Source organism: Rhodococcus sp. JVH1, from assembly GCF_000280725.2.
In the GTDB taxonomy this organism is placed as follows: Bacteria; Actinomycetota; Actinomycetes; order Mycobacteriales; family Mycobacteriaceae; genus Rhodococcus_F; species Rhodococcus_F jostii_A.
The window spans coordinates 1,399,151-1,422,555 of record NZ_CP166289.1 but is presented as its reverse complement, the minus strand read 5'-3'; the positions used below and the strand labels follow the sequence as shown (position 1 = coordinate 1,422,555).

The following is a 23,405-nucleotide window of genomic DNA, read 5'->3' as shown; positions in this document are numbered from 1 at the left end:
GGGCTCCCGCAGCCGGCGATGCGCGAAGTAGCCGCTCGGGCGGGTAGTATTCACGTGGCCGCGATGCCTGCACTGGGCGATTTACCATCGCCTCGACGAGGATTCTGAATCGAGATGACAAGGCGGCCGCCAGAAAGCCGTGCGAGGGAACTTTCGCGTGGCCGAATCAACTCAGCCAGGAGAGCCACCGCGTGACCATCACCAGCTTCCGTAACGTTGCCATCGTCGCACACGTCGACCACGGCAAGACCACTCTCGTCGACGCCATGTTGCGTCAGTCGGGGGCATTCGAGGAGCGCGCCGAACTGGTCGATCGCGTCATGGACTCCGGCGACCTCGAACGCGAGAAGGGCATCACCATCCTCGCGAAGAACACCGCCGTCCACAAGCATCACGCCGACGGCAGCGTCACGGTCATCAACGTCATCGACACCCCCGGTCACGCCGACTTCGGTGGCGAGGTCGAGCGCGGCCTGTCCATGGTCGACGGTGTCGTCCTGCTCGTCGACGCGTCCGAGGGCCCGCTGCCGCAGACCCGCTTCGTGCTGCGCAAGGCGCTCGCCGCGTCGCTGCCCGTCATCCTCGTGGTCAACAAGACCGACCGTCCCGACGCCCGCATCGAAGAGGTCGTCTCCGAGAGCCACGACCTGCTGCTCGACCTGGCGTCCGACCTCGACGACGAGGCCGCGGAAGCCGCCGAGCTCGCCCTCGACCTCCCGGTCCTGTACGCCTCCGGCCGCGAGGGCAAGGCGTCCAAGGTTCAGCCCGAGAACGGTCACGCACCGGACGCCGAGAACCTCGACGCCCTGTTCGAGGTGCTCCTCAACTACGTGCCCGCACCCAAGGGCAACGTCGACGCGCCGCTGCAGGCTCACGTCACGAACCTCGACGCCTCCGCGTTCCTCGGCCGCCTCGCGCTGGTCCGTATCCACAACGGCGAGCTGACCAAGGGCCAGACCGTCTCCTGGTGTCGCGAGGTGGACGGCGAGCCCGTCGTCACCAAGGCCAAGATCACCGAACTGCTCGCCACCAAGGGCGTCGAGCGTCAGCCCGCCGAGAAGGCCGTCGCCGGTGACATCGTCGCCGTCGCCGGTTTCCCCGACATCATGATCGGCGACACCCTCGCCGACCTGGAGAACCCGGTCCCGCTGCCGCGGATCACCGTCGACCAGCCCGCCATCTCGGTGACCATCGGCACCAACACCTCGCCGCTCGTCGGCCGGGTCAGCGGACACAAGCTGACCGCCCGCATGGTGAAGTCGCGTCTCGACCAGGAACTCGTCGGCAACGTCTCGCTCAAGGTCCTCGACATCGGTCGCCCCGACGCCTGGGAGGTTCAGGGCCGTGGTGAGCTCGCGCTCGCCATCCTGGTCGAGCAGATGCGCCGCGAGGGCTTCGAGCTGACCGTCGGCAAGCCGCAGGTGGTCACCCGTCAGGTCGACGGCAAGGTGCACGAGCCCTTCGAAGAGCTCACCATCGACAGCCCCGAGGAGTACCTCGGCGCCATCACCCAGCTCCTCGCCAACCGCAAGGGCAAGATGGTGCAGATGGCCAACCACGGCGCGGGGTGGGTCCGGATGGAGTTCATCGTCCCGTCGCGCGGCCTGATCGGCTTCCGCACCGACTTCCTCACCGAGACCCGCGGCACCGGCATCGCGAACGCCGTGTTCCACGGCTACGCGCCGTGGGCCGGCGAGATCCGCGCCCGCCACACCGGCTCGCTCGTCTCGGACCGCACCGGTTCGGTCACCCCGTTCGCGATGATCCAGCTCGCCGATCGCGGAACGTTCTTCGTCGAGCCCGGCGCCGACACCTACGAGGGCATGGTCGTGGGCATCAACCCGCGCCAGGAGGACCTCGACATCAACGTCACCCGCGAGAAGAAGCTGACCAACATGCGTCAGTCCTCCGCCGACGTGATGGAGACCCTCGCCAAGCCCATCAAGCTCGAGCTCGAAGGCGCGATGGAGTTCTGCGCCGGCGACGAGTGCGTGGAGGTCACCCCGGAGGTCGTGCGCGTGCGCAAGGTGCACCTGTCGGCCACCGACCGTGCCCGTGAGCGTTCACGCTCCAAGGCCCGCGACAAGGCGGCCCTGTAGTCGGCACGTCCGACCACGTCATACACAACCGGGCGAATGTACCTTCGGTCGATCGTCGGCCGAAGGTACATTCGCTCGTGGGTTTCCGGAGCCTTCCGGTATCTCTGAGGAAAGGCGGCGCGGTGGTTGCTGGGGGTCGACTCGCGAGAGTTCGAGGAGTACGGGGCCGTAGGCGCGGGAACGGTGCGGCGGTGACCGCGCTCCTGCTGGCAGTGTCGGCGGCGATGCTCACGTCGTGCACCGCCGATCCGCCCCCGCCGGTCGAGAGCACCGACAGCCCCAAGCCGACGGTGTCGCCGACCGAGAAGCAGCCCGTCGTCGTCGCCATCGACGACGTGGGCAGCGGATTCAACCCGCACCTCCTGTCGGACCAGTCGCCGGCGAATTCCGCGGTCAGCGCCCTCGTGCTGCCGAGCCCGTTCCGGCCGGTGCCCGATCCCGCCCGCCCGGGCGGCAGCACCTGGATTCCCGACTCCTCGCTGGTGATCTCCGCGGACGTCACGTCGCAGGAACCGTTCACCGTCACGTACCAGCTGCGGAACGAGGCGCAATGGTCCGACGGCGCGCCCATCGCCGCCGAGGACTTCCGCTACCTGTGGCAGCAGATGATCAGTGCCCCCGGCGTGGTCGACCCCGCCGGCTACGAGCTGATCGAGGACGTCAGGTCGTCCGGTGGCGGCAAGACGGTCAGCGTCGTCATGAAGGCCGCCTACCCGGCGTGGCGTGAACTCTTCACCGACCTGCTGCCGTCGCATCTCATCAAGGATTCCCCCGGTGGCTTCGCGACCGGACTGTCCGAGAACATCCCGGTGTCCGGCGGGCACTTTCACATCAAGTCGATCGACCGCGGACGCGACGAGATCCTGCTCGAACGCAACGACCGGTTCTGGGACAAACCGGCGACGCCCGACCAGATCCTGATGCGCCGCGACGGCACCCCGTCGCAGCTCGCCGGCTCGATGCGCAACAACGACACGCACATCGTCCAGATTCACGGGGGGACAGCCACTTCCGCCCAGCTGGCGGCGATCCCGACGGTGCGGACGGGTTCGTCTTTCCAGCCGCGCGGACTCGACCTCACGCTGAACGGCCGGGTTCCCGAACTCGCGGACGTCCGGGTGCGGAAGAGTCTTCTGGAGCTGCTGGACACCGAACTGCTCGCCGTCGTCGGCGCCGGCAGTGAGGCGGCGGCGGTCCCGGCGCGCTCGCAGGTCTACGCCCCCTCCGATCCCGGTTACACCGCGACCGCACCCGCACGGCCGGGTCGCGAACAGGTGCTCGCGCAGCTGGCCGAGTACGGATACGTCGCCGAAACACCCACGGGCACCGTCGTTCCCGCAGGCGCGGCGCCGTCGACCCGGCTCGTCCGCGACGGCGTCCCGCTGACGCTCGTCATCGGGACACCCGAGGGTGACGACACCGCCAGCGCGGTCGCCAACACGGCCGCCGACCAGTTGCGCGGTGCCGGCGTCGACGCCACCGTGACGTCGCTGCCCGCCGAGGAGTTGTACGGGGAGTCGCTGAGCAAGGGCGAGATCGGGGCGGTCGTGGGTTGGTCGCGCGCCGGATCCGACCCGGCGACGGCGCTGGCCTCCCGTCACAGTTGCCCGCCCGCAGTGGTCGCGGCGACCCAGCCGAACACCGAAACCACCGACCCCGAACGTGATTCGGTTGCGGAGGCCGAGGCCCCGTCGAATCTGTCGGGAGTGTGCGACCCCACCCTTCAGCCGTCCATCGACGCCGCGCTGCGGGGGGTCGGTGATGTGCCGCAAGCTCTCGCCGACGCCGACCGCAAACTCTGGGATCTGGCCGCGGTGCTGCCGATCATGCAGGACCGCACACTCGTCGCGGCGGGACCCGGCGTCGACGGGGTGTCGCTGTCGGGGGCCGTGCCGGTCGGAATATTCAGTGACGCAGCGGACTGGAGCAGGATCAAGGAATGAGTGAGCGGCGACTTCTGCTGGTTCATGCCCACCCCGACGACGAGACGCTCACCACCGGCGGCACCATCGCGCGCTACGCCGCTGAGGGCGCCGACGTTCACGTCCTGACGTGCACGCTCGGCGAGGAAGGCGAGGTGATCGGCGAGGAGTGGGCGCAGCTGGTCGCCGACGCCGCCGATCAGCTCGGCGGTTTCCGGATCGGCGAACTGACGTCCGCGCTGTCGTGTCTCGGTGCGGGAAGGCCGCGGTTCCTTTTGGGGGCGGGGCACTTCCGTGATTCCGGCATGGCGGGCACGGCGTCGGCGGCCGACCCGCGCGCGTTCGTCAACGCCGACCGCGACTCCGTGACCGCCGCGATAGTGGCGGTCATCCGGGAACTGCGGCCACACGTCGTGGTCACCTACGACCCGGACGGCGGGTACGGGCACCCCGACCACATCCAGGTGCACACGGTCACCACCGCGGCCGTCGAGGCGGCGGGTTCGGCGCAGTACCCGGACTGCGGCGAACCGTGGGAGGTCGCGAAGCTGTACTGGACGGTGACCGAGGCGAGCGCGCTCGAGTCGGGAATCTGCCGTATCGGCGACATCCCCGACGGCTGGCGGTTGCCGGAGCCCGGCGAATTGCCGAGCGTTCCGGACGCCGAGGTGACGACGGTGATCGACGTGCGGGCCGTGCTCGACGCGAAGAGGGAAGCGCTGTCGGCGCACGCCACCCAGGTGACGGTGGCGCCGAGCGGCACCGAGTACGCGCTCTCCAACGACATCGCACAGCCGATTCTGGCGGAGGAGCATTTCGTGCTGGTCCGTGGCGCCGCCGGGGAGCGGGACGCCGACGGCCGGGAGCGGGACCTCTTCGGTGGCATCGGTCACTGACCGTAGGTATCTGTGACGAGAGTTACGTACTACACTGTGGCCCACGTCACGCAGCGGCCCCGGTCGAGTCCGCGTGACACCCGTCAGGAGAGGCGATAGATGTACAACTGGGATGTTCAGAACGCCATCGTCGCGTTCGTCGACACGCTCCGGCCGTCGTGGCCGGCCCAGCACGACCTGTACTACAGCGTGCTGTACGGATTCGCCGACATGCAGAGCCATTTGCTGACCCTGCTGGGCTACCCGCCCGTCGCCTGATCCACTATTGACACATGACCGTCGGCACCGCAGCGAAACCCGGGCACCTCGATGTTCTGGGGAGGGTCACCCTCACGCTGCTGGTGTTCGACGGTTTCCTGTGCGCCGTCCTCTCGGTGCTCTTCCTGCCCACCTACCTCGGCGCCACCCCGTTCCCGATCAGCATCCTCGCCGCCGCGGTCGCCAACCTGGCGCTGGTGATCGCAGCCCGGTCGACGACAGGCCGGGTGGGCACGGGAGTGCTGCCGCTCGCGGGGTGGGGGTTCGGTTTCCTGCTCTGCATGTTCGGCGGTCCGGGCGGCGACGTGCTCATGCTCGCGTCCGTCTGGACGCTCCTGCTCCTGTTCGGATCGCTGGTCCCGGCAGCGGTCTACCTGTGGAAAGTCAGCGCGAAGGCGGCCTTCGGATCTGTTTCGCCGACGGTGCGCGAGGGTACGCGATAGCCACCAGCAGCCTGCTGAAGGAGCATCGCGATGGCAGATCAGAACTTCACGACCGACGACGCCGGCATCCCGGTATCGAGTGACGAACATTCGCTCACCGTCGGGACGGACGGGCCCATCCTCCTCCAGGATCATTACCTGATCGAGAAGATGGCGCAGTTCAACCGCGAACGCGTCGCGGAGCGGCAACCGCACGCGAAGGGAGGCGGGGCGTTCGGACGGTTCGAAGTCACCGAAGACGTTTCCGCCTACACGAAAGCCGACCTCTTCCAGCCCGGAAAGAAGACGGATCTGCTGATCAGGTTCTCGTCCGTGGCCGGCGAGCGCGGCAGCCCGGACACCTGGCGCGACCCACGCGGATTCGCCCTCAAGTTCTACACCGACCAGGGCAACTACGACATGGTCGGAAACAACACACCCGTCTTCTTCATGCGCGACCCGATGAAGTTCCAGGACTTCATCCGTTCGCAGAAGCGGCGTGCCGACAACAACCTCCGCGACCACGACATGCAGTGGGACTTCTGGACGTTGTCCCCGGAGTCGGCGCACCAGGTCACGTGGCTCATGGGCGACCGCGGCATCCCGCGCACCTGGCGGCACATGAACGGGTACTCCAGCCACACGTACATGTGGGTGAACGCCGCGGGCGACAAGTTCTGGGTGAAGTACCACTTCAAGACCGACCAGGGCATCGAGTTCTTCACGCAGCACGAGGGCGACCAGATGGCGTCCATGGACACCGATTACCACACGCGGGACCTGTGGGAGCACATCGAAGGCGGCGAGTACCCGAGCTGGACCTTGAACATGCAGATCATGCCGTTCGAGGATGCCGACGACTACCGGTTCAACCCGTTCGACCTCACCAAGGTGTGGCCGCACGGCGACTACCCGCTGATCCCCGTCGGCAGGATGACACTCGACCGCAACCCCACGGACTACCACTGCGAGATCGAGCAGGCCGCGTTCGAGCCCAGCAACCTGGTCCCCGGCATCGGGCCGAGCCCGGACAAGATGCTCATCGGCCGGCTGTTCTCCTACCCGGACGCCCACCGCTACCGCATCGGCGCCAACTACAAGGAGCTGCCCGTCAACAGGCCGCACGTACCCGTCCGCTCGTACTCGAAGGACGGCAACATGCGGCACCACAACCCCGGGGATCCGGTCTACGTGCCGAACTCCAAGGGCGGCCCGCATGCCGACCCGTCGCAGGTCGGGGCGACCGCCACCTGGTACAGCGCCGGCGACATGGTCCGCTCTCCGTACGCGCTCCACAGGGAGGACGACGACTGGGGTCAGGCCGGGACGATGGTCCGTGAGGTACTCGACGACGCCGCCCGGGACCGCCTGGTGGACAACATCGTCGGGCACCTGCTGAACGGGGTCACCGAACCGGTCCTGGCGAAGGCGTTCGAGTACTGGCGCAACGTCGACAAGACCCTCGGCGATCGAATCGCCGACGGTGTCGGGAAGAAACAGTCGGAGACCGACCCCAAGGCGGGCGAACAGGCCAATGCGGCGCGCAGCAGCGCGCAGGCGAAGGCCTAACTCTCGAACGCCACCGGGTGCCGGGGCTGATACAGCATCATCTCGCCCGCACCGGGAATCTGCAGCGACGTGGTGAGGCCGTACCCGTCGTCGCGGATCCCGCGGGTGAACCCGGCGCCCTTGGCCTCGAGTTCCGCGACGGTCGATTCGATGTCGTCGCACATCAGCGAGATCTCGTGGTGCGGCCGAGTGGACCACGGCTCACCGCCCCGCTCGTCCGAGGTGGGGTGCACACCCAGCTCGGACGGTCCGGTGCGGAAAATCAGCCACCCGCCGCCCGCATCGACATGTGACCAGCCGAGCACGTCGCGGAAGAAGTCGCGGGCCGCCTCGGCGTCGTCGGCGTAGACCAATGTGTGCACAGCAGTGATCATGTGGGCAGCTTAGTGCGATTCGTCCGTCACACTGGGAGAATGTCGAATGACGAACTTTCCGGACTGACCATCGCCGTTACCGCCGAACGCCGGGCCGCCGAGTTCATCACGCTCCTCGAACGGCACGGGGCCGCCATCGTCCACACACCGGCCATCCACGTGCTGCCACTCGTCGACGACACCGATCTGCGGTCCCGCACCGCCGACATCATCGCGTCGCCGCCGGACCTCCTCGTCGTCAGCACCGCCGTCGGATTCCGCGGATGGCTGGACGCGGCGCGGGCCTGGGACGAGGAGGACGCACTGCTCGCCGCCCTGCAATCGGCGCGGATCATCACCCGCGGTCCCAAGGCGAAGGGCGCCGTCCGCGGCGTCGGCCTGCGCGAGGAGTGGTCGCCGGAAACCGAATCGTCCGAAGAGGTGCACGAACACCTCGTCGCCGAGGGCGTGCGCGGTCTACGAGTCGCGGTCCAGTTGCACGGCACCATCACCGAATGGGAACCGATGACCGACCTGAGCGTCTCCCTCGCCGGCGCCGGGGCCGAAACGGCGGCCGTGTCGGTGTACCGGTGGATCAGACCCGAGAACCAGCAGCCGCTGCTCACACTGCTCGATCAGATCATCCGAGCCGAGGTCGACGCCGTCACCTTCACCAGCGCACCCGCCGTGTCGTCGCTCCTCAGCACCGCGAAGGACACCGACCGCGTCGAGGCCCTCCTGCACGCTTTCGCAGGTCCGGTCGCACCCGTCTGCGTCGGCTCGGTGACCGCCTCGCCCCTCACCGCCCTCGGCGTCGACACCATGCAACCCGCCCGCCCCCGGCTCGGCAGCATGGCCAAATACATCATCGAGGAACTCCCGAATCGGCAACATGTGGGGTGAACGGCACTGTCGGCGTTTCTGACAGGTCGGATGTACCGTTCGCCCCCGGAGGGGTGGTCACCCGATCAGCCCGGCCACGCGGGCGGCGTCGGACAACACAGATTCGAGCATGGCGGGGGTGAGGCGGCCGGTGAAGGTGTTCTGCTGGCTGACGTGGTAGCAGCCGAACAGGTGCAGGGGACGTTCGGCGCCGGGGAGTTCGACGTGCGCGCCGTGCCCGAACTTGGGGCGCGGCCGGGGGACGGCCCAGCCGGCGTCGTCGAGGACGGGGAGCAGCGACTGCCAGCCGAAGCCGCCGAGCACGATCACCGACCGCAGGTGAGGTTGCAGGATGCGTAGTTCGGCGTCGAGCCAGTGGCGGCAGTTGTCGCGTTCCACCGGGGTGGGCTTGTTCGCGGGCGGTGCGCAGTGCACCGGGGACGTGATGCGGACGCCGAACAGTTCGAGGCCGTCGCCGATGTGGGTGGCGGTGGGCTGGCTCGCCAGTCCCACGGCGTGGAGTGCGGCGTAGAGGAAGTCGCCGCTGCGGTCGCCGGTGAACATGCGCCCGGTGCGGTTCGCGCCGTGGGCGGCGGGGGCGAGACCGACGATCAGCAGGGACGCATCGGGTGGGCCGAATCCGGGAACCGGACGTCCCCAATAGGTTTCGTCGCGGAACGACGCACGCTTCTCGCGTGCGACCGTCTCCCGCCACTCGACGAGGCGGGGGCAGGCTCGGCATTCGATCAGCTGGGCGTCGAGACCGGCGATGTCGGTCAGCGCCGCGCCCACACGTCACCTCCGCCGGGTGTCACCGACTCGACGAGCGACCACGCCTGGTCGGCAGGCAGATCGATCACCAGATATTTTCCGGTGCCTGCGGGTGTGGCGGCGATGATGGTCGCCACCCCGGCCCGCCGCTGGAAGAATGACTGCCGGACAGTCCACCCGATGATCCCGTCGGCTTCGAGGCTGTCCCGGGCGCGGTCGAGGGAGCCGCTGCGGGTGATCAGCCACCCGGGGAGCACCGCATGTCCGAGGCCGCGGTACCGATCCCACGCCAGCACCACCCCGCCGACGGCGAGCGCGACGATCGCGGCCCACGCGGCCCAGAACACGGGCCGATCGAGGATCACGAAGACCAGGGCGACGGCGAGCGCGATCTCGGCGGGGATCAGGGCCCGTGTGTAGCGCCGCCGCTGCGCGACCGGCCCGTGCGAAGTGAGCGGTGCTGCGGCCTGACGGTGGTCGCCGATGACGGTGGCCATCACCCGTTCCGCTTCCGCGCGCGGTGCCTGGGGGAGCAGGAGTGACGACTCCCGTCTCGCGGCGCTGACGCCGGTCATGACGGCATCCAGCCGGGCGCCGCCGGCGAGCCGGAGGAGGAGCGGTTCCTCGAGGGTCGTCCCGCGCAGGCGGGCGCGGTCCAGGGTGGTCTGGCGGGTCTTCAGCAGGCCGTGGCTGACGTGCAGGGTGCGGCCGGTGTCCGTCAGCGTCATGTTGCCGTACGTCAGGAGGTACCGGATGCAGGCCAGGGCGCTGGCGGCGATCAGGAGGACGACGATCCCGACGACGACGGCGATGGCGACCCCGACGCGCTCAGCGGATTCGATGCCCTCGGCCACCGTCGACGAGCGGGCGATCTTCGCGCCGATCCCGTACTGGAACGCGAGACCGACGATCGCCGCGATCGTCACCACGCCGGTCACCGAGAACGGGGCGTAGCGGACCCAGGCCGGTGTCCAGTGGCCGATCTCGGTGACCGCGGGCTCCTGCGCGACCGCGGTCGGCTCGACATCGGGGGAGGGTTGCCGGGCGAGGAGTGTGGCCCGCAGGTCGGGAACCAGCCCGGTGGAGAGGGCGTTGAGCTCGAACTTCGCCGCGTCGGGTTTGGAACCCACCTGCTGGCCGGTGCCGATGCGCACGATCGACAGCCCGAGCAGGCGATGCAGGACCCCCGCCTCCACGTCGACGGACCGGATGCGGTTGCGCGGTACCGACAGCAGGCGTTTGCGGAACAGACCCTGCCGCAGTTGCACGTGGACCGGGCCGATGCGGTAGCTCGTCGTGAACCAGCGCGAGATGCCGAACACCACGAACACGACGATGGCGACGAGACTCCACACGTGGTTGCCGCTCTGGGTGCCGATCACCAGCGAAATCAGCAACACGGGCAGCAGTTTGACGATCTCGTCGACCGGGTGGACGAGTAGCATCCGGCGGTCCAGGCGCAACCAGGGCTGTTCCTCCTCGGCGGCGACCGCGGCCTCGCCGTGCGCGATGGGAGGAGCGATTCCCGGTTCCGGTGCCACACTCATGTGGCGTCACCGACATTGGTACCCGCGATCTCGGTGAGCCGCGCGACGGTGCGGTCGGCGGTGTCCTGATCGAGGGCGGAGATCTTGACGGCACCGGCGGACGACGCCGTCGTGACGGTGACGGTCGCCAGCCCGAGCATGCGGTCGATGGGTCCGCGTTCGGTGTCGACGGTCTGGATGCGGGAGATAGGCGCGATGCGACGTTCCTGAGTGAACCAGCCGCTGCGGGTGTACACCGCGGTGTCGCTGATCTCCCAGCGGTGCACCCGGTACCGCCAGAGCGGGACGACGGCGACGTGGAGGACCGCGAGCACGACGGTGATCGCAAGGACCGTGACGTGCACCCACACCGGCCACCAGTGGAAGACGAGAGCGACCGCTTGCACGACGAAGAGCGGAAGCCAGAGCAGGGCGGCGTTGATCGCCCACAGTTGCTTGGCCTTGGGGCTGGGCCGCCACAGCGGGTCCGCCATCGCGACGGTGGTGGGCACACTCATGACCCTACTTTGGCCGTGCCCCGGCATTCTGTCGAGAACCGACCTATCGTGGGAGAACCCCCCCGAAGTGAAAGGAGCGCAGACATGACGTCATTCGATGCGGCCGATTCTCCGGAGGTACCCGAGGCAGACCGGCTGGAGCAGGAACTCGCCGTGGACGACGACAGTTCCGACGAGGTCGAAGAAGTGTCGTCACTGGAGGTGAACGAGGCGGACGTGGCCGAACAGAGCCGGGCGGTTCCGGTCGACGAGGACTACCCCCGCGGGTAGCGATCCGCACGTTCGCGGGAGTCTGGGTGGCAGTGGTCGTCGTCGATGGCGCATGATCGCTGGGTGACCCATTCAGGTGAAGAATCCGGCCGGCCCACGATGCTTCCCATGCCCGGTGTTCCGGCACCAGCTCCGTCCGGCGCGTCTGCGCAGGAAGTGGCTCCCTCCGCCTCCGCCATGCGGCGGGTGCTGCGACGTGCCCGCGACGGCGCCACTCTGAACGTGGACGAGGCGACGACCCTGCTGCAGGCCCGCGGCGACGACCTGGCCGACCTGTGTTCGTCGGCGGCGAAGGTTCGGGATGCCGGGTTGCTGGCGGCGGGCAGACCCAGGGCCGTCACGTACTCGCGCAAGGTGTTCATTCCGCTGACGCGGTTGTGCCGGGACAAGTGCCACTACTGCACGTTCGTGACCGTGCCCGGCAAGTTGCGGGCCGAGGGGCGCGGCGCGTATCTGGAACCGGACGAGGTGCTGGAGATCGCCCGGCAGGGCGCCGAATTGGGCTGCAAGGAAGCCCTCTTCACGCTGGGTGACCGTCCCGAGGATCGGTGGCCGGAGGCCAAGCAGTGGCTGGACGAGCGCGGCTACGATTCGACGCTGGACTACCTGCGGGCGATGTCGATCCGGGTGCTCGAGGAGACCGGGCTGCTGCCGCACCTGAACCCGGGTGTGATGAGCTGGGAGGAGATCTCCCGCCTCAAGCCGGTGGCCCCGTCGATGGGCATGATGCTCGAGACGACGTCGACCCGGTTGTTCACCGACAAGGGCGAATGCCACTACGGCAGCCCCGACAAGGATCCGGCGGTGCGGTTGCGTACGCTCACCGACGCCGGGCGGTTGAGTGTGCCGTTCACGACGGGCATCCTGGTGGGCATCGGCGAGACCGTCCGGGAACGGGCGGAATCGATCATGGCGATCCGCAAGTCGCACAAGGCGTTCGGGCACGTTCAGGAAGTGATCGTCCAGAACTTCCTCGCCAAGCCCGACACCGCGATGCGAGATGCCCCGGACGCGGGCCTCGAGGAGTTCGCCGCGACCATCGCCGTGTCCCGGCTGCTGCTCGGCCCGGGGATGCGCATCCAGTCGCCGCCCAACCTGGTGTCGAACACCGAATGCCTGGCGTTGCTGGGTGCGGGTGTCGACGACTGGGGCGGCGTGTCGCCGCTGACCCCGGACCACGTGAACCCGGAGCGGCCGTGGCCGAACCTGGACACCCTGGCCGCGATCACCGCGGAGGCCGGGTTCGAGCTCACCGAACGCACGGCGGCGCAGCCGCAGTTCGTGCTGGCCGGCTCGCCCTGGATCGATCCGCGGATCACCGGGCACGTGCAGGCCCTCGCGGACCCGCACACCGGGCTGGCCAAGCTCGACACGAAGCCGGTCGGGTTGCCGTGGCAGGAGCCGGACGAGTCCTGGGAGTCGACGGGCCGGGTGGATCTGAACACCGAGATCGACACCGACGGCCGCAACACCGAGACGCGCAGCGACCTCGGCAGCGCGTTCGGGGACTGGGAGACCGTCCGCGAGCAGGTGCTGGAGTTGAGCGGCCCGGTGCGGGTGGACACGGACGTCCTCGCGGCGCTGCGCAGCGCCGAGCGCGATCCGGCGGGCTGCACCGACGACGAGTACCTGGCGTTGGCGACGGCGGAGGGTCCGGGGCTCGAGGCGATGGTGGCGCTGGCGGATGCGCTCCGCAAGGACGCCGTCGGCGACGAGGTGACCTATGTGGTGAACCGGAACATCAACTTCACCAACATCTGCTACACCGGCTGCCGCTTCTGCGCGTTCGCGCAGCGCAAGGGTGACGCGGACGCGTTCACCCTGTCCACCGACGAGGTCGCGGACCGCGCCTGGGAGGCCCACGTCGCGGGCGCGACCGAGGTCTGCATGCAGGGCGGCATCGACCCGGAACTCCCGGTCACCGGGTACGCCGACCTGGTGCGCGCGGTGAAGGCGCGGGTGCCGTCGATGCACGTGCACGCGTTCAGCCCGATGGAGATCGTCAACGGTGCCTCCCGCGGCGGGCAGAGCATCCGGGACTGGCTGACGGAACTGCGCGAGGCCGGTCTGGACACCATTCCCGGCACGGCCGCGGAAATCCTCGACGACGAGGTGCGCTGGGTGCTCACCAAGGGCAAGCTGCCCACCGCCACCTGGATCGAGGTGGTGACCACGGCGCACGAGCTGGGTCTGCGGTCGAGTTCGACGATGATGTACGGGCACGTCGACAACCCGACTCACTGGGTCGGGCATCTGCGGGTGCTGCGCGGAATCCAGGACCGGACAGGCGGATTCACCGAGTTCGTTCCGCTGCCCTTCGTGCATCAGAGCGCGCCGCTGTATCTGGCGGGCGCGTCGCGTCCGGGCCCGACCAACCGTGACAACCGGGCCGTCCACGCCCTGGCCCGGATCATGCTGCACGGGCGGATCCCGAACATCCAGACCAGCTGGGTCAAGCTGGGGGTCACGGGCACCCAGGTGATGTTGCAGGGCGGCGCCAACGACCTCGGCGGCACCCTGATGGAGGAGACCATCTCCCGGATGGCGGGATCCGAGCACGGATCCGAGAAGACCGTCGCCGAACTGCGGGCCATCGCCGAGGGAATCGGCCGCCCGGCACGCGAACGCACCACCACACACGCCCGACGCGAGGGAAGGACACCGGCCGCATGAGCGAGACGGATCGGCTGGGCGACGACACGGTCGTCGGCATCCTGGATCGCGCCGCCCGGGGCATCAATCCCGTGCTCGATCTGGCCCTCACGGATCCGTTCGGTATCAAGCGCCGGACGTTCACCTTGACAGCGGAGGACAGGGGCGCCGCGGAGGCGCTGCTCGACGGGATCGCCTGGGTTCTCGACACCGTGCAGTTCCCGGGGACGGCGTCGTGGGAGAAGGCGAGCGACGACGAGCGGGCACGGTGGTGGGTGACGAGGATCGGCGCGCTGAACACGATCGCGGTCGCATTCCCGGGCATGTTCGGGGTGCTTCTCAATCGACTCCCGATCCAGGACGTGCTCGGGTTCGCGAATCAGGCCGTCGTTCTCGTCGCCGTCGCCCGGGAACACGGCATGACGAACCGATCCGACCAGGTGGACCTGCTGGCGTCCGTGCTCTGCCGGCGTGACACCGACGCGTCTGCGGTGCTCGCCGATACGACGCGATCCGATTCGGCGGACGGCGAGTCCGTGTGGCGCCCGTTCGGGCTCATCGGCGCGCTGTGGCGTACCGGGCGCACGGTGCGCGCGCTCAGTGACGAACTCGACAAGCGTCCTGCGCCGGGCTCGACCTACTCGCTGCTGGGCAATATCCCGGTGGTCGGTGTGGTGGCCGGGTATCTCGGTGAACGGGGAGCGCTGGTGAGAGCCGCGAAGCAGGGCGAGCAGTGGATCGCGTCCCGCGCGCCGCTGCCCGCGGCGGTACGCCGGGTCAGGTAACCCTCACCGCAGAGGGGTCCGCCGGGCAGGCGATAATAGTTTCTTCCGCGGGGTACAAGCAGCCCGTACCTCGCGTTTACTCGTGTCAGAAAGGCAGGGAGAGCGGCAGTGCCCTACACGATTGCTGAACCGTGCGTGGATGTGTTGGACAAGGCGTGTATCGAGGAATGCCCTGTCGACTGCATCTACGAGGGCGGGCGGATGCTCTACATCCATCCGGACGAATGCGTGGACTGCGGCGCCTGTGAACCCGTCTGCCCCGTCGAAGCCATCTTCTACGAAGACGACGTCCCGGACCAGTGGAACGGCTACATCGCCGCGAACGTCGACTTCTTCGACGACCTCGGTTCTCCCGGCGGCGCGGCGAAGCTGGGCAAGGTCGACTACGACCCGCCGTTCGTCAAGGCTCTGCCCCCCATGGGCGAGGACTAGATGTGCCTCGTATCCCGGTAGCCACAGCACTTCCCGACTTTCCGTGGGACTCGCTCGGGTCGGCGAAGGCGAAAGCCTTCGCCCACCCGGGTGGCATCGTCAACCTGTCGGTGGGGACCCCCGTCGATCCGGTCGCCCCGATCATCCAGGACGCGCTGACCGCGGTCGCCGAGGTTCCGGGATATCCGACGACGCACGGCACCGAGGAGCTGCGGAACGCCGCGGTGGAGGCGCTGCGCCGCCGCTACGGCATCACCGGCATCGATCCGGCTGCGGTGCTGCCCGCGATCGGCACGAAGGAGCTCATCGCCTGGCTGCCACGCCTTCTCGGGCTTGGCGCAGACGACCTGGTGGTCATTCCGGAGCTGGCGTACCCGACCTACGAGGTCGGTGCGCTCCTCGCGGGTGCGCGGGTGATCCGGGCCGACGGTCTCAACCGGCTCGGCCCGGAGGGTGCGTCGCTGATCTTCGTGAACTCGCCGTCCAACCCCACCGGCAAGGTGCTCGGTCTCGAGCATCTGCGCAAGGTGGTCGACTGGGCGCGCAGCCGGGGCGCCATCGTGGCGTCCGACGAGTGCTACCTGGGGTTGACCTGGGAAGGTGAAGCCCTCTCGATCCTCGACGAGCGGGTGAACGACGGCGATCTCACCGGGCTCCTCGCGGTGCACTCACTGTCGAAGACGTCCAACCTCGCGAGTTACCGCGCGGGGTTCGTCACCGGTGATCCGGCGTTGGTGGCCGAACTTCTCGAGGTCCGCAAGCACGCGGGCATGATGGTGCCGTTGCCGATCCAGTCGGCGATGACCGCCGCGCTCAGCGACGACGACCACGAGAACGAGCAGCGTGAGCGGTACCGCCGTCGCCGCGAGATCCTTCTCGCAGCGGTGCGTGGCGCCGGATTCACCGTCGACAACTCCGAAGCCGGGCTGTACCTGTGGGCGACCCGCGGCGAAGCCTGCCGGGACACCGTCGAGTGGTTCGCCGAGCGGGGCATTCTCGTGGCGCCGGGGGAGTTCTACGGTCCCGGTGGCGGCACCCACGTGCGCATCGCCCTCACGGCCAGCGACGAACGAATCGCGGCCGCGGCCGAACGACTGGTCTGACCCGAGTCGGCACGTACGGAGCGGTCACGGTGCAAGTATTGGGCCGTGACCCTCGACGACGTCGCCGACGAACTGTACGGCCTCGACCCCGGTGAGTTCGTCGAGGCGCGCACCGCGCGGGTGACCGCGGCGCGGGAGAACAAGGACCGCGCGCTGGCGACCGAGATCGGGAAACTGCGGAAGCCGACGGTCGTCGGCTGGCTCGTCAACCTGCTGGCCCGCGAGTTACCCGACGAGGTCGGCGCGCTCCTCACCCTCGGTGACGCCCTCCGCGACGCGCAGCGACACCTGTCCGGCCCGGACCTTCGGCGGCTGAACACGCAGCGGCAGCAGGTGGTGCGGGCGTTGGCGCGCAAGGCCGGCGAACTCGCCGCCGAGCGAGGCCGGACGGTCGGGGAGGACGCACTGCGGGATGTCGGTCAGACGCTGCACGCCGCACTCGCCGACGCCGAGACCGCCGAACAGGTGCGGCGTGGCCGGGTGGTGACGGCGGCGAGCTACAGCGGTTTCGGTCCGGCCGGACTCTCCGTCGTCCAGGGAAAGACGGCGAAGAAGACCTCGACGTCCGAACCCGCCACCACGCCCCCGGCCGACAAGCCGGGGAAGAAGTCGAAGAAGAAGCCGGTGGAGCGCGACCGCGACGCCGAACGCGCAGCGGCCGAGGCCGAACTGGTGGATGTCACGTCCCGGGCCGAGGAGGTCCGCGGTGAACTGACCGACGCGAGAACGGAACTGGAGAAGGCGCGGTCGACGCTGACGGAGATCGACCACCGGATCGAGGAACTGCGCGCCGAACTCGAACACGCCGAGCAGGAGCGGCAGTTCACCCGGAACGCGGAGAAAGCGTCGGCGGAGGCGGTGCACCGGGGGGAACGAGACCTCGACGCGGCGGAGCGGCGCGTCGAGGAAGCCCGGCGTGCAGTCGACGGTCTCGGCTAGGACGTCCGGAACTTGACCTGCAGCGCACTCGAGGTTCTAGCGTGAATTCATGTCCTTCACTCAGCAGGAACTCGATTATCTGGCCTCACAACGCCTGGGCCGGCTCGCGACGATTCAGCCGAATGGCACGCTGCAGGTCAGTCCCGTCGGCTTCCACTACAACGCCGGCACATCCACGATCGACATCCAGGGCTACAACATGGCGGCGAGCCGCAAGTTCCGCAACGTCGCCGACAACGGGAAGGTGGCGTTCGTCGTGGACGACGTGCCGTCGGTCGACCCGTGGCGGGTCCGATGCGTCGAAATCCGCGGGCGCGCCGAGGCCCTCGACGCCGATGCCGCCCAGGCGAACGATCTCGGCGGACCGACCATTCGCATCCGCCCCGAACGGATCATCAGCTTCGGGCTCGGCCCCACCGATCAGGACGTCCATCAACTCGTGTCGAACGCACGCGACGTGTAGAGGCGACTTACGCGACGTCCGGTCGGTAGCCGGCTGCGAGGACGGCGACCGTGGACGGCGGTGTCAGGACGGTGGCGGTGCCGGTCGGCCGGTTCGCCGGAGTCCCGTATCCCTCGGCCGACCACGGGACGACCGCGTCACCCAGCACGACCGCGGGTCCGCCGTCGGACAGCGCGAACGCGCCGTCGGGCAACGACGACCACGCGGCCTCGTGCGTGCGCTGGCCGGAACCGACCAGTCGTTCCCCGTGCACCCGGGCGTCCATCTGGTCCGCCCCGGGCAGCCCACCCCCGTGTGCCGACTGCCACGCGACGCGAAAGTCGTTGTACCGCTCGCGTCGGCACAGGGCGCACGGCCGGTGCCCGGCCGCGAGGGCCACCGCCTCGTCGTGGAAGAACAGGACCGTGTAATGGCCGTCGCTCCACTGGGCGACGGTGCGGGCCGGGTAGTCCGTGACGCAGATGATCCACCGCTTGCCTGCATGGTTGCGCACGACGGTGTGCCCCCGGTGCAGGCAGCCCCGGTTTCCCATGAACCGGCCGCGGAGTGGAATCGCGACGATCTCGGATCGGGGTGACACGCGATTCCGTTCGGCCATGTGCCGATGGTAGCCAGCCGACCCGCGCGTCAAAACCGGATGAGTACCCCCGTCCGGCGCTAACCTGGGCTCAAGGGTTCCGCTCGGACGGGTGTCCCCGTTCGCCCGCGGTCCCCGGTCACAGTTCCTCACGATCTGAGGGCAGGAGGCAGGCAGCATGGACGCCATCACCCAGGTTCCGGTGCCCACCAACGAGCCGGTCCACACGTACGCGCCGGGCAGTCCCGAACGTTCCCGAGTGCAATCGGCACTCACCGACATCGCCACCAATCCCGTCGACATCCCGCACGTGATCGGTGGCAAACACCGGCACGGCAACGGCGAGCGCGTCGACGTCGTGCAACCCCACCGGCACGCCGCCGTGCTCGGCACGCTGCGTAGCGCGACCCACGACGACGCGTCGGCGGCGGTCGAGGCGGCCACGGCCGCGGCACCGGACTGGCGGGCACTCTCGTTCGACGACCGGGCCGCGGTCATTCTGCGCGCCGCCGACCTGCTGTCCGGCCCGTGGCGAGAAACGCTCGCCGCGGCGACGATGCTCGGCCAGTCGAAGTCGGTCCAGCAGGCGGAGATCGACGCACCGTGCGAGCTGATCGACTTCTGGCGCTTCAACGTTCACTTCGCACGCCAGATCCTGGCCGACCAGCCGATTTCCTCACCCGGGGTGTGGAACCGGCTCGAATACCGTCCGCTCGAGGGCTTCGTCTACGCCATCACGCCGTTCAACTTCAGCGCGATCGCGGGCAACCTGCCGACCGCGCCCGCATTGATGGGCAACACGGTGATCTGGAAGCCGTCGTCGACGCAGACCGTCGCCGCGTACTGGACCATCAAACTGCTCGAGGCGGCGGGAATGCCTCCGGGTGTGATCAATCTGCTCACCGGCAGCGGGCAGGCGGTCTCGGAAGTGCTGCTGAGCGACCCCCGCCTCGCGGGTATCCACTTCACCGGTTCGACCCGGACGTTCCAGCGTTTGTGGAGCGAGGTGGGCGCGAACATCGGGAAGTACGCCGGCTACCCCCGGCTGGTGGGGGAGACCGGCGGCAAGGACTTCGTGGTCGCGCACGCCTCGGCCGACGAGGACGTGCTGCGGACGGCACTGGTCCGCGGTGCGTTCGAATACCAGGGCCAGAAGTGTTCGGCCGCCTCACGCGCCTACGTCCCGAAGTCGCTGTGGCGGCGGATGCGGGACACGTTCACCGCGGAAGTCGACGCCCTCACCTACGGTGACGTGACGGATCTGGAGAACTTCGGCGGGGCCCTCATCGACCGGCGCGCCTACGACAAGAATGTCGCGGCCATCGAACGCGCCCGCGGCGCTACCGGTCTCGAGATCGCCGTCGGCGGCAAGTACGACGACAGCGTCGGCTACTTCGTCCGCCCCACCGTGCTCCTCGCGGAGGATCCTGCCGACGAGGCGATGACCACCGAGTACTTCGGTCCGATCCTGACGGTGCACGTGTACGACGACTCGGCCCCGAACGCGTTCGCCGACGTGCTCGCCGCGGTCGACTCGGCGGCCCCGTACGCGCTGACCGGCGCGGTGATCGCCGACGACCGCCAGGCCGTCGAACAGGCGACGTCGGCTCTCCGGTTCACTGCCGGCAACTTCTACGTCAACGACAAGCCGACCGGTGCCGTCGTCGGGCAGCAGCCGTTCGGCGGGGCCCGCGCCTCGGGCACGAACGACAAGGCCGGGTCCAAGCTCAACCTGCTGCGGTGGGTGTCGGCCCGCACCATCAAGGAGACGTTCGTCCCGGCCACCGACTACCGATATCCGCACATGGGGTCGGAATGAAAGCGCCCACGGTTCTGGCGAATCCGCTGCGCCCGGCGATCCTCGCGGCGGCCCGGTCGTCCCGAGTCAAAAGGGCGGTCACCGGCGCCCCGGTCACGCGGAAGCTCGTCGACCGCTTCGTCGCGGGGGAGAACCGGGAGTCGGCGCTCGCGGCCGTTCGGGAGATCCTCGATTCGGGCCGGTCGGTGTCGATCGACTTCCTCGGCGAAGACACGCGAGACGCCGGGGGAGCCCAGGCGACGGTCGACGAATATCTGGCGCTCGTCGCCGACCTCGGTGCGCTAGCGGAAACGGCGGACGGGACTTCGGGTGTTCGCCGCCTCGAGGTGTCGATGAAACTGTCGGCGCTCGGGCAGGCGCTCGCCGGCGACGGTCGCAGGATCGCCACCGACAACGCCCGCACGATCTGCGCCGCCGCGGAGGCGGCGGGGGTGTGGGTGACCGTGGATGCCGAAGACCACACGACCACCGATTCGACGCTGGCGATCGTGCGCGAACTCCGCAACGACTACCCCTGGCTCGGTGCGGTGGTGCAGTCGTATCTGCGACGCACCGAGGACGACTGCCGCGCCCTCGCAGGCCCCGGGTCGAGGGTCCGGCTCTGCAAGGGGGCGTACCGGGAACCCGAGTCCGTGGCCTTCCAGGACCGCGCTGCCGTGGACGCGTCGTATCTGCGATGCCTGGGGATCCTCATGGACGGGTCCGGGTACCCGATGGTGGCCTCGCACGATCCGGCCGTCATCGACGCGGTCGCCCCGCTGGTCGGGCGCACCGGCCGCGCCGCGAACGCCTACGAGCACCAGATGCTGTTCGGGATCCGGGACGTCGAGCAGCGTCGGCTCGCGAACGAGGACAAGCAGGTTCGGGTGTACGTGCCGTACGGAAGTCAGTGGTACGCGTACTTCATGCGGCGACTGGCCGAGCGTCCCTCGAACCTGCGGTTCTTCCTGCGCTCGGTGGTCACCCGGGACTGACCGGCGCGGTCGCGGATCGGTTCCCGTGGGGGTGTGTCGTTGTAGAGTTTCGCGGTGACGACTTCAGGCGGGGGATGGACCAGCGCGGTCCTCTTCGCCGTCGTTCTCGTCCTCGCGACGCTGCTCGGTTCGACGCGCATCGGCGAGGTCCGGCTCACCCGTCCGCCGCGCACCGCGGTGGTGCTGTGGTTGCTGATCGCCGTGCCGTCGCTGCTGCAGATCGTCCTCCCCGCCGTCCTCGACGCCCTCGAGCGTGACCCCACCCAGATCCGGGACCACCAGTGGTGGCGGATCGTCACGTCGGTTGCGGTGCAGGACGGGGGACTGGCCGGAACCGCGGTGAATCTGCTCGTTCTCGCGTGGGTCGCCCCGCTCGCGGTCCGGGTCTGGGGTGGAGTGCGGGCCGTCCTTCTGTTCGTGGCGAGCCAGATCATCTTCGGCCTGTTCACCGCGTTTCTGTTCCCGTCGCCCGGGGCGGGCAACTCGGGTGCCACGCTTGCGCTGGCCGCGTCCCTCGCCGGTCTGGTGGTGATGCAGTCCAAGGAGTGGCGAGCACTCGCCGCGAGTGGCGGCATCGTCGTCGCCGGTGTCCTGCTGGTGGTCGTCGACGACGCCCACGGATTGGCTGTGCTGACCGGGGCGCTGCTGGGTGCGGCACTGGCCACCGTCAGTCCGCCACCGGGAGACCCACCGGACCGCGTCCGGGCCCTGTGAGAGGCTGTCGATGTGCTGCTGCGATCTCTGAATCCTCTGGCCGTCGCCCAGGGCGACGACATTCCCGACGCCATCCGGATCGGCGACGCCACCCTGTCGCGCGGTGACGTGCTCGGTGCGGCGACGTCCGTGGCCGAGCGTGTGGCACGCGCGGATCGGGTCGCGATCCTCGCCACCCCCACCGTCACCACCGTCCTCGCCGTCGTGGGCTGCCTCATCGCCGGTGTGACCGCGGTGCCGGTGCCGCCCGATTCCGGTCCCGCCGAACTCGAGCACATCCTGCGTGATTCCGGTGCGCAGGCGTGGCTCGGTGAGGCGCCCGCGGACACGGCCGGGCTGCCCGTCGTTCCGGTCCGCGTCCACGCCCGGTCGTGGCACAGCTACCCGGAACCGCCCGAGTCGGGCATCGCGTTCGTGCTCTACACGTCCGGCACCACAGGACCGCCCAAGGGAGTGCTGATCAGCAGGAAGGCCATCGCCGCCGGCCTCGACGCCCTCGCCGACGCCTGGCAGTGGACCCGCAACGACACACTGGTGCACGGACTTCCGCTGTTCCACGTCCACGGACTCATCCTGGGTGTGCTGGGACCGTTGCGTATCGGCAGCCGTCTCGTCCACACGGTCAAGCCCACCCCGGCGGCCTACGCCGCCGCACACGGAACGATGTACTTCGGTGTCCCCACGGTGTGGGGTCGCATCGCCGACGACCCCGAGTCGGCGCGCGCGCTGTCGGGTGCGCGACTGCTGGTGTCGGGCAGCGCCCCGCTGCCCGTGCCGGTGTTCGAGAAGCTGCACGAGCTGACCGGGCTCGCACCGATCGAGCGGTACGGCATGAGCGAGACGATGCTCACGCTCAGCACCAGGGCCGACGGCGAGCGTCGCCCGGGGTGGGTCGGTGTGCCGGTCCGCGGCGTCGAGACCCGGCTGCGCGACGAGCGCGGCGGCGACGTTCCCCACGACGGCGAATCCATCGGCGGACTGCAGGTACGGGGTCCGATGCTCTTCGACGGCTATCTCGGTAAGCCCGACGCGACGGCCGAATCGTTCACGGACGACGGCTTCTTCAAGACCGGCGACGTCGCCGTCATCGACCCGGACGGGTTCCACCGCATCGTCGGCCGCGAATCCACGGACCTCATCAAGTCGGGTGGATTCCGGGTCGGGGCAGGGGAAGTGGAGACATCTCTCCTCGGCCACCCGAGCGTGCGGGAAGCCGCGGTGGTCGGCCTCCCGGACCCGGACCTCGGCCAGCGGCTCGTGGCCTTCGTGGTGGGGGACGACGTCTCGGAAACCGAGCTGATCGAGCACGTGGCCACCGAACTGTCGGTGCACAAGCGGCCCCGCGAGATCCGTGTCGTCGAGTCGCTTCCGCGGAACGCGATGGGCAAGGTGCAGAAGAAGCAGCTGTTCTGAAATCGGTAAGGTGGCGTGCGATACCGGCCCAACACGGATTGGCAGGCG

23 protein-coding genes are annotated in these 23,405 nt (G+C 69.0%); 18 read left to right on the top strand and 5 right to left on the bottom strand.

Annotated features, from left to right (window positions below):
• Window positions 1-191 precede the first annotated feature (191 nt).
• The 6 genes from typA (at window position 192) to JVH1_RS06640 (ending at window position 7,166) form a co-directional block, all read left to right on the top strand.
• A complete protein-coding gene (gene typA, locus JVH1_RS06665) occupies window positions 192-2,099 on the top strand; it encodes a translational GTPase TypA (protein ID WP_009479182.1) in 1,908 nt (635 codons plus the stop codon).
• 122 nt (window positions 2,100-2,221) lie between these two features.
• The gene (locus JVH1_RS06660; RefSeq protein WP_272943944.1) at window positions 2,222-4,042 is read left to right on the top strand and encodes an ABC transporter family substrate-binding protein; all 1,821 of its coding nucleotides are present in this window, start codon (window positions 2,222-2,224) and stop codon (window positions 4,040-4,042) included.
• The gene (gene mshB / locus JVH1_RS06655; protein ID WP_009479184.1) at window positions 4,039-4,917 is read left to right on the top strand and encodes an N-acetyl-1-D-myo-inositol-2-amino-2-deoxy-alpha-D-glucopyranoside deacetylase; all 879 of its coding nucleotides are present in this window, start codon (window positions 4,039-4,041) and stop codon (window positions 4,915-4,917) included. The genes JVH1_RS06660 and mshB overlap by 4 nt, the downstream gene beginning before the upstream one ends.
• A 99-nt stretch (window positions 4,918-5,016) precedes the next feature.
• Window positions 5,017-5,175: a hypothetical protein gene (locus JVH1_RS06650; RefSeq protein ID WP_005239161.1), complete on the top strand. Its 159-nt coding sequence runs from the start codon at window positions 5,017-5,019 to the stop codon at window positions 5,173-5,175.
• A 14-nt stretch (window positions 5,176-5,189) separates the two neighbouring features.
• On the top strand, window positions 5,190-5,618 hold the full coding sequence (locus tag JVH1_RS06645; protein WP_009479185.1) for a hypothetical protein: 429 nt from the start codon (window positions 5,190-5,192) through the stop codon (window positions 5,616-5,618).
• 30 nt (window positions 5,619-5,648) lie between these two features.
• Window positions 5,649-7,166 (top strand): catalase, encoded by a 1,518-nt coding sequence (locus JVH1_RS06640; RefSeq protein WP_009479186.1) that lies wholly within the window; start codon window positions 5,649-5,651, stop codon window positions 7,164-7,166.
• Here the strand turns inward: JVH1_RS06640 and JVH1_RS06635 are convergent.
• Window positions 7,163-7,540 (bottom strand): VOC family protein, encoded by a 378-nt coding sequence (locus JVH1_RS06635; RefSeq protein ID WP_016883325.1) that lies wholly within the window; start codon window positions 7,538-7,540, stop codon window positions 7,163-7,165. The genes JVH1_RS06640 and JVH1_RS06635 overlap by 4 nt on opposite strands.
• Before the next feature lie 39 nt (window positions 7,541-7,579).
• Between JVH1_RS06635 and JVH1_RS06630 the strand changes: the two genes are divergently transcribed.
• The gene (locus tag JVH1_RS06630) at window positions 7,580-8,422 is read left to right on the top strand and encodes a uroporphyrinogen-III synthase (RefSeq protein ID WP_029539493.1); all 843 of its coding nucleotides are present in this window, start codon (window positions 7,580-7,582) and stop codon (window positions 8,420-8,422) included.
• 57 nt (window positions 8,423-8,479) lie between these two features.
• Here the strand turns inward: JVH1_RS06630 and JVH1_RS06625 are convergent, their stop codons facing one another.
• Genes JVH1_RS06625 through JVH1_RS06615 form a run of 3 tightly spaced genes read right to left on the bottom strand, consistent with a single transcriptional unit; the run spans window position 8,480 to window position 11,216 of the window.
• The gene (locus JVH1_RS06625) at window positions 8,480-9,193 is read right to left on the bottom strand and encodes a uracil-DNA glycosylase (RefSeq protein WP_009479189.1); all 714 of its coding nucleotides are present in this window, start codon (window positions 9,191-9,193) and stop codon (window positions 8,480-8,482) included.
• Window positions 9,178-10,719, bottom strand: a complete 1,542-nt coding sequence (locus tag JVH1_RS06620; protein WP_011598016.1) for a PH domain-containing protein — start codon at window positions 10,717-10,719, stop codon at window positions 9,178-9,180. The genes JVH1_RS06625 and JVH1_RS06620 overlap by 16 nt, the downstream gene beginning before the upstream one ends.
• Window positions 10,716-11,216 (bottom strand): PH domain-containing protein, encoded by a 501-nt coding sequence (locus JVH1_RS06615; protein WP_029539492.1) that lies wholly within the window; start codon window positions 11,214-11,216, stop codon window positions 10,716-10,718. The genes JVH1_RS06620 and JVH1_RS06615 overlap by 4 nt, the downstream gene beginning before the upstream one ends.
• An 84-nt stretch (window positions 11,217-11,300) precedes the next feature.
• Here JVH1_RS06615 and JVH1_RS06610 point away from each other — a divergent pair, with 84 nt between their 5' ends.
• The 7 genes from JVH1_RS06610 (at window position 11,301) to JVH1_RS06580 (ending at window position 17,860) form a co-directional block, all read left to right on the top strand.
• The gene (locus JVH1_RS06610) at window positions 11,301-11,486 is read left to right on the top strand and encodes a hypothetical protein (protein ID WP_005239177.1); all 186 of its coding nucleotides are present in this window, start codon (window positions 11,301-11,303) and stop codon (window positions 11,484-11,486) included.
• Between the two features lie 45 nt (window positions 11,487-11,531).
• Complete coding sequence (locus JVH1_RS06605) at window positions 11,532-14,159, top strand: bifunctional FO biosynthesis protein CofGH (RefSeq protein ID WP_043781961.1); 2,628 nt, start codon at window positions 11,532-11,534, stop codon at window positions 14,157-14,159.
• Window positions 14,156-14,923 carry a hypothetical protein gene (locus JVH1_RS06600; RefSeq protein ID WP_009479192.1) on the top strand — a complete coding sequence of 256 codons (768 nt, stop codon included), beginning with the start codon at window positions 14,156-14,158 and terminating at the stop codon, window positions 14,921-14,923. Before JVH1_RS06605 ends, JVH1_RS06600 begins: the two co-directional genes overlap by 4 nt.
• 108 nt (window positions 14,924-15,031) lie before the next feature.
• Entirely contained in the window at window positions 15,032-15,355 is a 324-nt protein-coding gene (gene fdxA / locus JVH1_RS06595; protein WP_005263360.1) for a ferredoxin, read from the top strand.
• Between the two features lie 2 nt (window positions 15,356-15,357).
• On the top strand, window positions 15,358-16,458 hold the full coding sequence (gene dapC / locus JVH1_RS06590) for a succinyldiaminopimelate transaminase (RefSeq protein WP_009479193.1): 1,101 nt from the start codon (window positions 15,358-15,360) through the stop codon (window positions 16,456-16,458).
• Window positions 16,459-16,503: 45 nt separating this feature from the next.
• The gene (locus JVH1_RS06585) at window positions 16,504-17,397 is read left to right on the top strand and encodes a hypothetical protein (protein WP_009479194.1); all 894 of its coding nucleotides are present in this window, start codon (window positions 16,504-16,506) and stop codon (window positions 17,395-17,397) included.
• 49 nt (window positions 17,398-17,446) lie between these two features.
• The gene (locus JVH1_RS06580) at window positions 17,447-17,860 is read left to right on the top strand and encodes a PPOX class F420-dependent oxidoreductase (protein WP_009479195.1); all 414 of its coding nucleotides are present in this window, start codon (window positions 17,447-17,449) and stop codon (window positions 17,858-17,860) included.
• Between the two features lie 7 nt (window positions 17,861-17,867).
• On the opposite strand, the gene JVH1_RS06575 is transcribed toward JVH1_RS06580, so the two are convergent.
• Window positions 17,868-18,458 (bottom strand): hypothetical protein, encoded by a 591-nt coding sequence (locus JVH1_RS06575; RefSeq protein ID WP_043781964.1) that lies wholly within the window; start codon window positions 18,456-18,458, stop codon window positions 17,868-17,870.
• A gap of 157 nt (window positions 18,459-18,615) precedes the next feature.
• On the opposite strand from JVH1_RS06575, the gene pruA reads away from it, so the two are divergent.
• From pruA to JVH1_RS06555, 4 genes are read left to right on the top strand one after another with little or no spacing between them, the layout of a single operon-like run.
• Complete coding sequence (gene pruA, locus JVH1_RS06570) at window positions 18,616-20,256, top strand: L-glutamate gamma-semialdehyde dehydrogenase (protein WP_009479197.1); 1,641 nt, start codon at window positions 18,616-18,618, stop codon at window positions 20,254-20,256.
• Window positions 20,253-21,230 (top strand): proline dehydrogenase family protein, encoded by a 978-nt coding sequence (locus JVH1_RS06565; protein ID WP_009479198.1) that lies wholly within the window; start codon window positions 20,253-20,255, stop codon window positions 21,228-21,230. The genes pruA and JVH1_RS06565 overlap by 4 nt, the downstream gene beginning before the upstream one ends.
• A gap of 54 nt (window positions 21,231-21,284) precedes the next feature.
• Window positions 21,285-21,944 (top strand): rhomboid family intramembrane serine protease, encoded by a 660-nt coding sequence (locus JVH1_RS06560; protein WP_009479199.1) that lies wholly within the window; start codon window positions 21,285-21,287, stop codon window positions 21,942-21,944.
• 12 nt (window positions 21,945-21,956) lie between these two features.
• Complete coding sequence (locus JVH1_RS06555) at window positions 21,957-23,357, top strand: acyl-CoA synthetase (RefSeq protein WP_009479200.1); 1,401 nt, start codon at window positions 21,957-21,959, stop codon at window positions 23,355-23,357.
• The last annotated feature ends 48 nt before the right edge of the window (window positions 23,358-23,405 follow it).

Bases quoted from the DNA above. Each gene is read 5' to 3' on its own strand.
- JVH1_RS06565 (WP_009479198.1), top strand. From the start codon at position 20,253: ATGAAAGCGCCCACGGTTCTGGCGAATCCGCTGCGCCCGGCGATCCTC.
- JVH1_RS06580 (WP_009479195.1), top strand. From the start codon at position 17,447: ATGTCCTTCACTCAGCAGGAACTCGATTATCTGGCCTCACAACGCCTG.
- JVH1_RS06630 (WP_029539493.1), top strand. From the start codon at position 7,580: ATGTCGAATGACGAACTTTCCGGACTGACCATCGCCGTTACCGCCGAA.
- JVH1_RS06575 (WP_043781964.1), bottom strand. From the start codon at position 18,458: ATGGCCGAACGGAATCGCGTGTCACCCCGATCCGAGATCGTCGCGATT.
- JVH1_RS06635 (WP_016883325.1), bottom strand. From the start codon at position 7,540: ATGATCACTGCTGTGCACACATTGGTCTACGCCGACGACGCCGAGGCG.
- JVH1_RS06640 (WP_009479186.1), top strand. From the start codon at position 5,649: ATGGCAGATCAGAACTTCACGACCGACGACGCCGGCATCCCGGTATCG.
- mshB (WP_009479184.1), top strand. From the start codon at position 4,039: ATGAGTGAGCGGCGACTTCTGCTGGTTCATGCCCACCCCGACGACGAG.
- JVH1_RS06605 (WP_043781961.1), top strand. From the start codon at position 11,532: ATGGCGCATGATCGCTGGGTGACCCATTCAGGTGAAGAATCCGGCCGG.
- JVH1_RS06620 (WP_011598016.1), bottom strand. From the start codon at position 10,719: ATGAGTGTGGCACCGGAACCGGGAATCGCTCCTCCCATCGCGCACGGC.
- pruA (WP_009479197.1), top strand. From the start codon at position 18,616: ATGGACGCCATCACCCAGGTTCCGGTGCCCACCAACGAGCCGGTCCAC.
- JVH1_RS06645 (WP_009479185.1), top strand. From the start codon at position 5,190: ATGACCGTCGGCACCGCAGCGAAACCCGGGCACCTCGATGTTCTGGGG.
- JVH1_RS06650 (WP_005239161.1), top strand. From the start codon at position 5,017: ATGTACAACTGGGATGTTCAGAACGCCATCGTCGCGTTCGTCGACACG.
- JVH1_RS06600 (WP_009479192.1), top strand. From the start codon at position 14,156: ATGAGCGAGACGGATCGGCTGGGCGACGACACGGTCGTCGGCATCCTG.
- JVH1_RS06610 (WP_005239177.1), top strand. From the start codon at position 11,301: ATGACGTCATTCGATGCGGCCGATTCTCCGGAGGTACCCGAGGCAGAC.
- JVH1_RS06615 (WP_029539492.1), bottom strand. From the start codon at position 11,216: ATGAGTGTGCCCACCACCGTCGCGATGGCGGACCCGCTGTGGCGGCCC.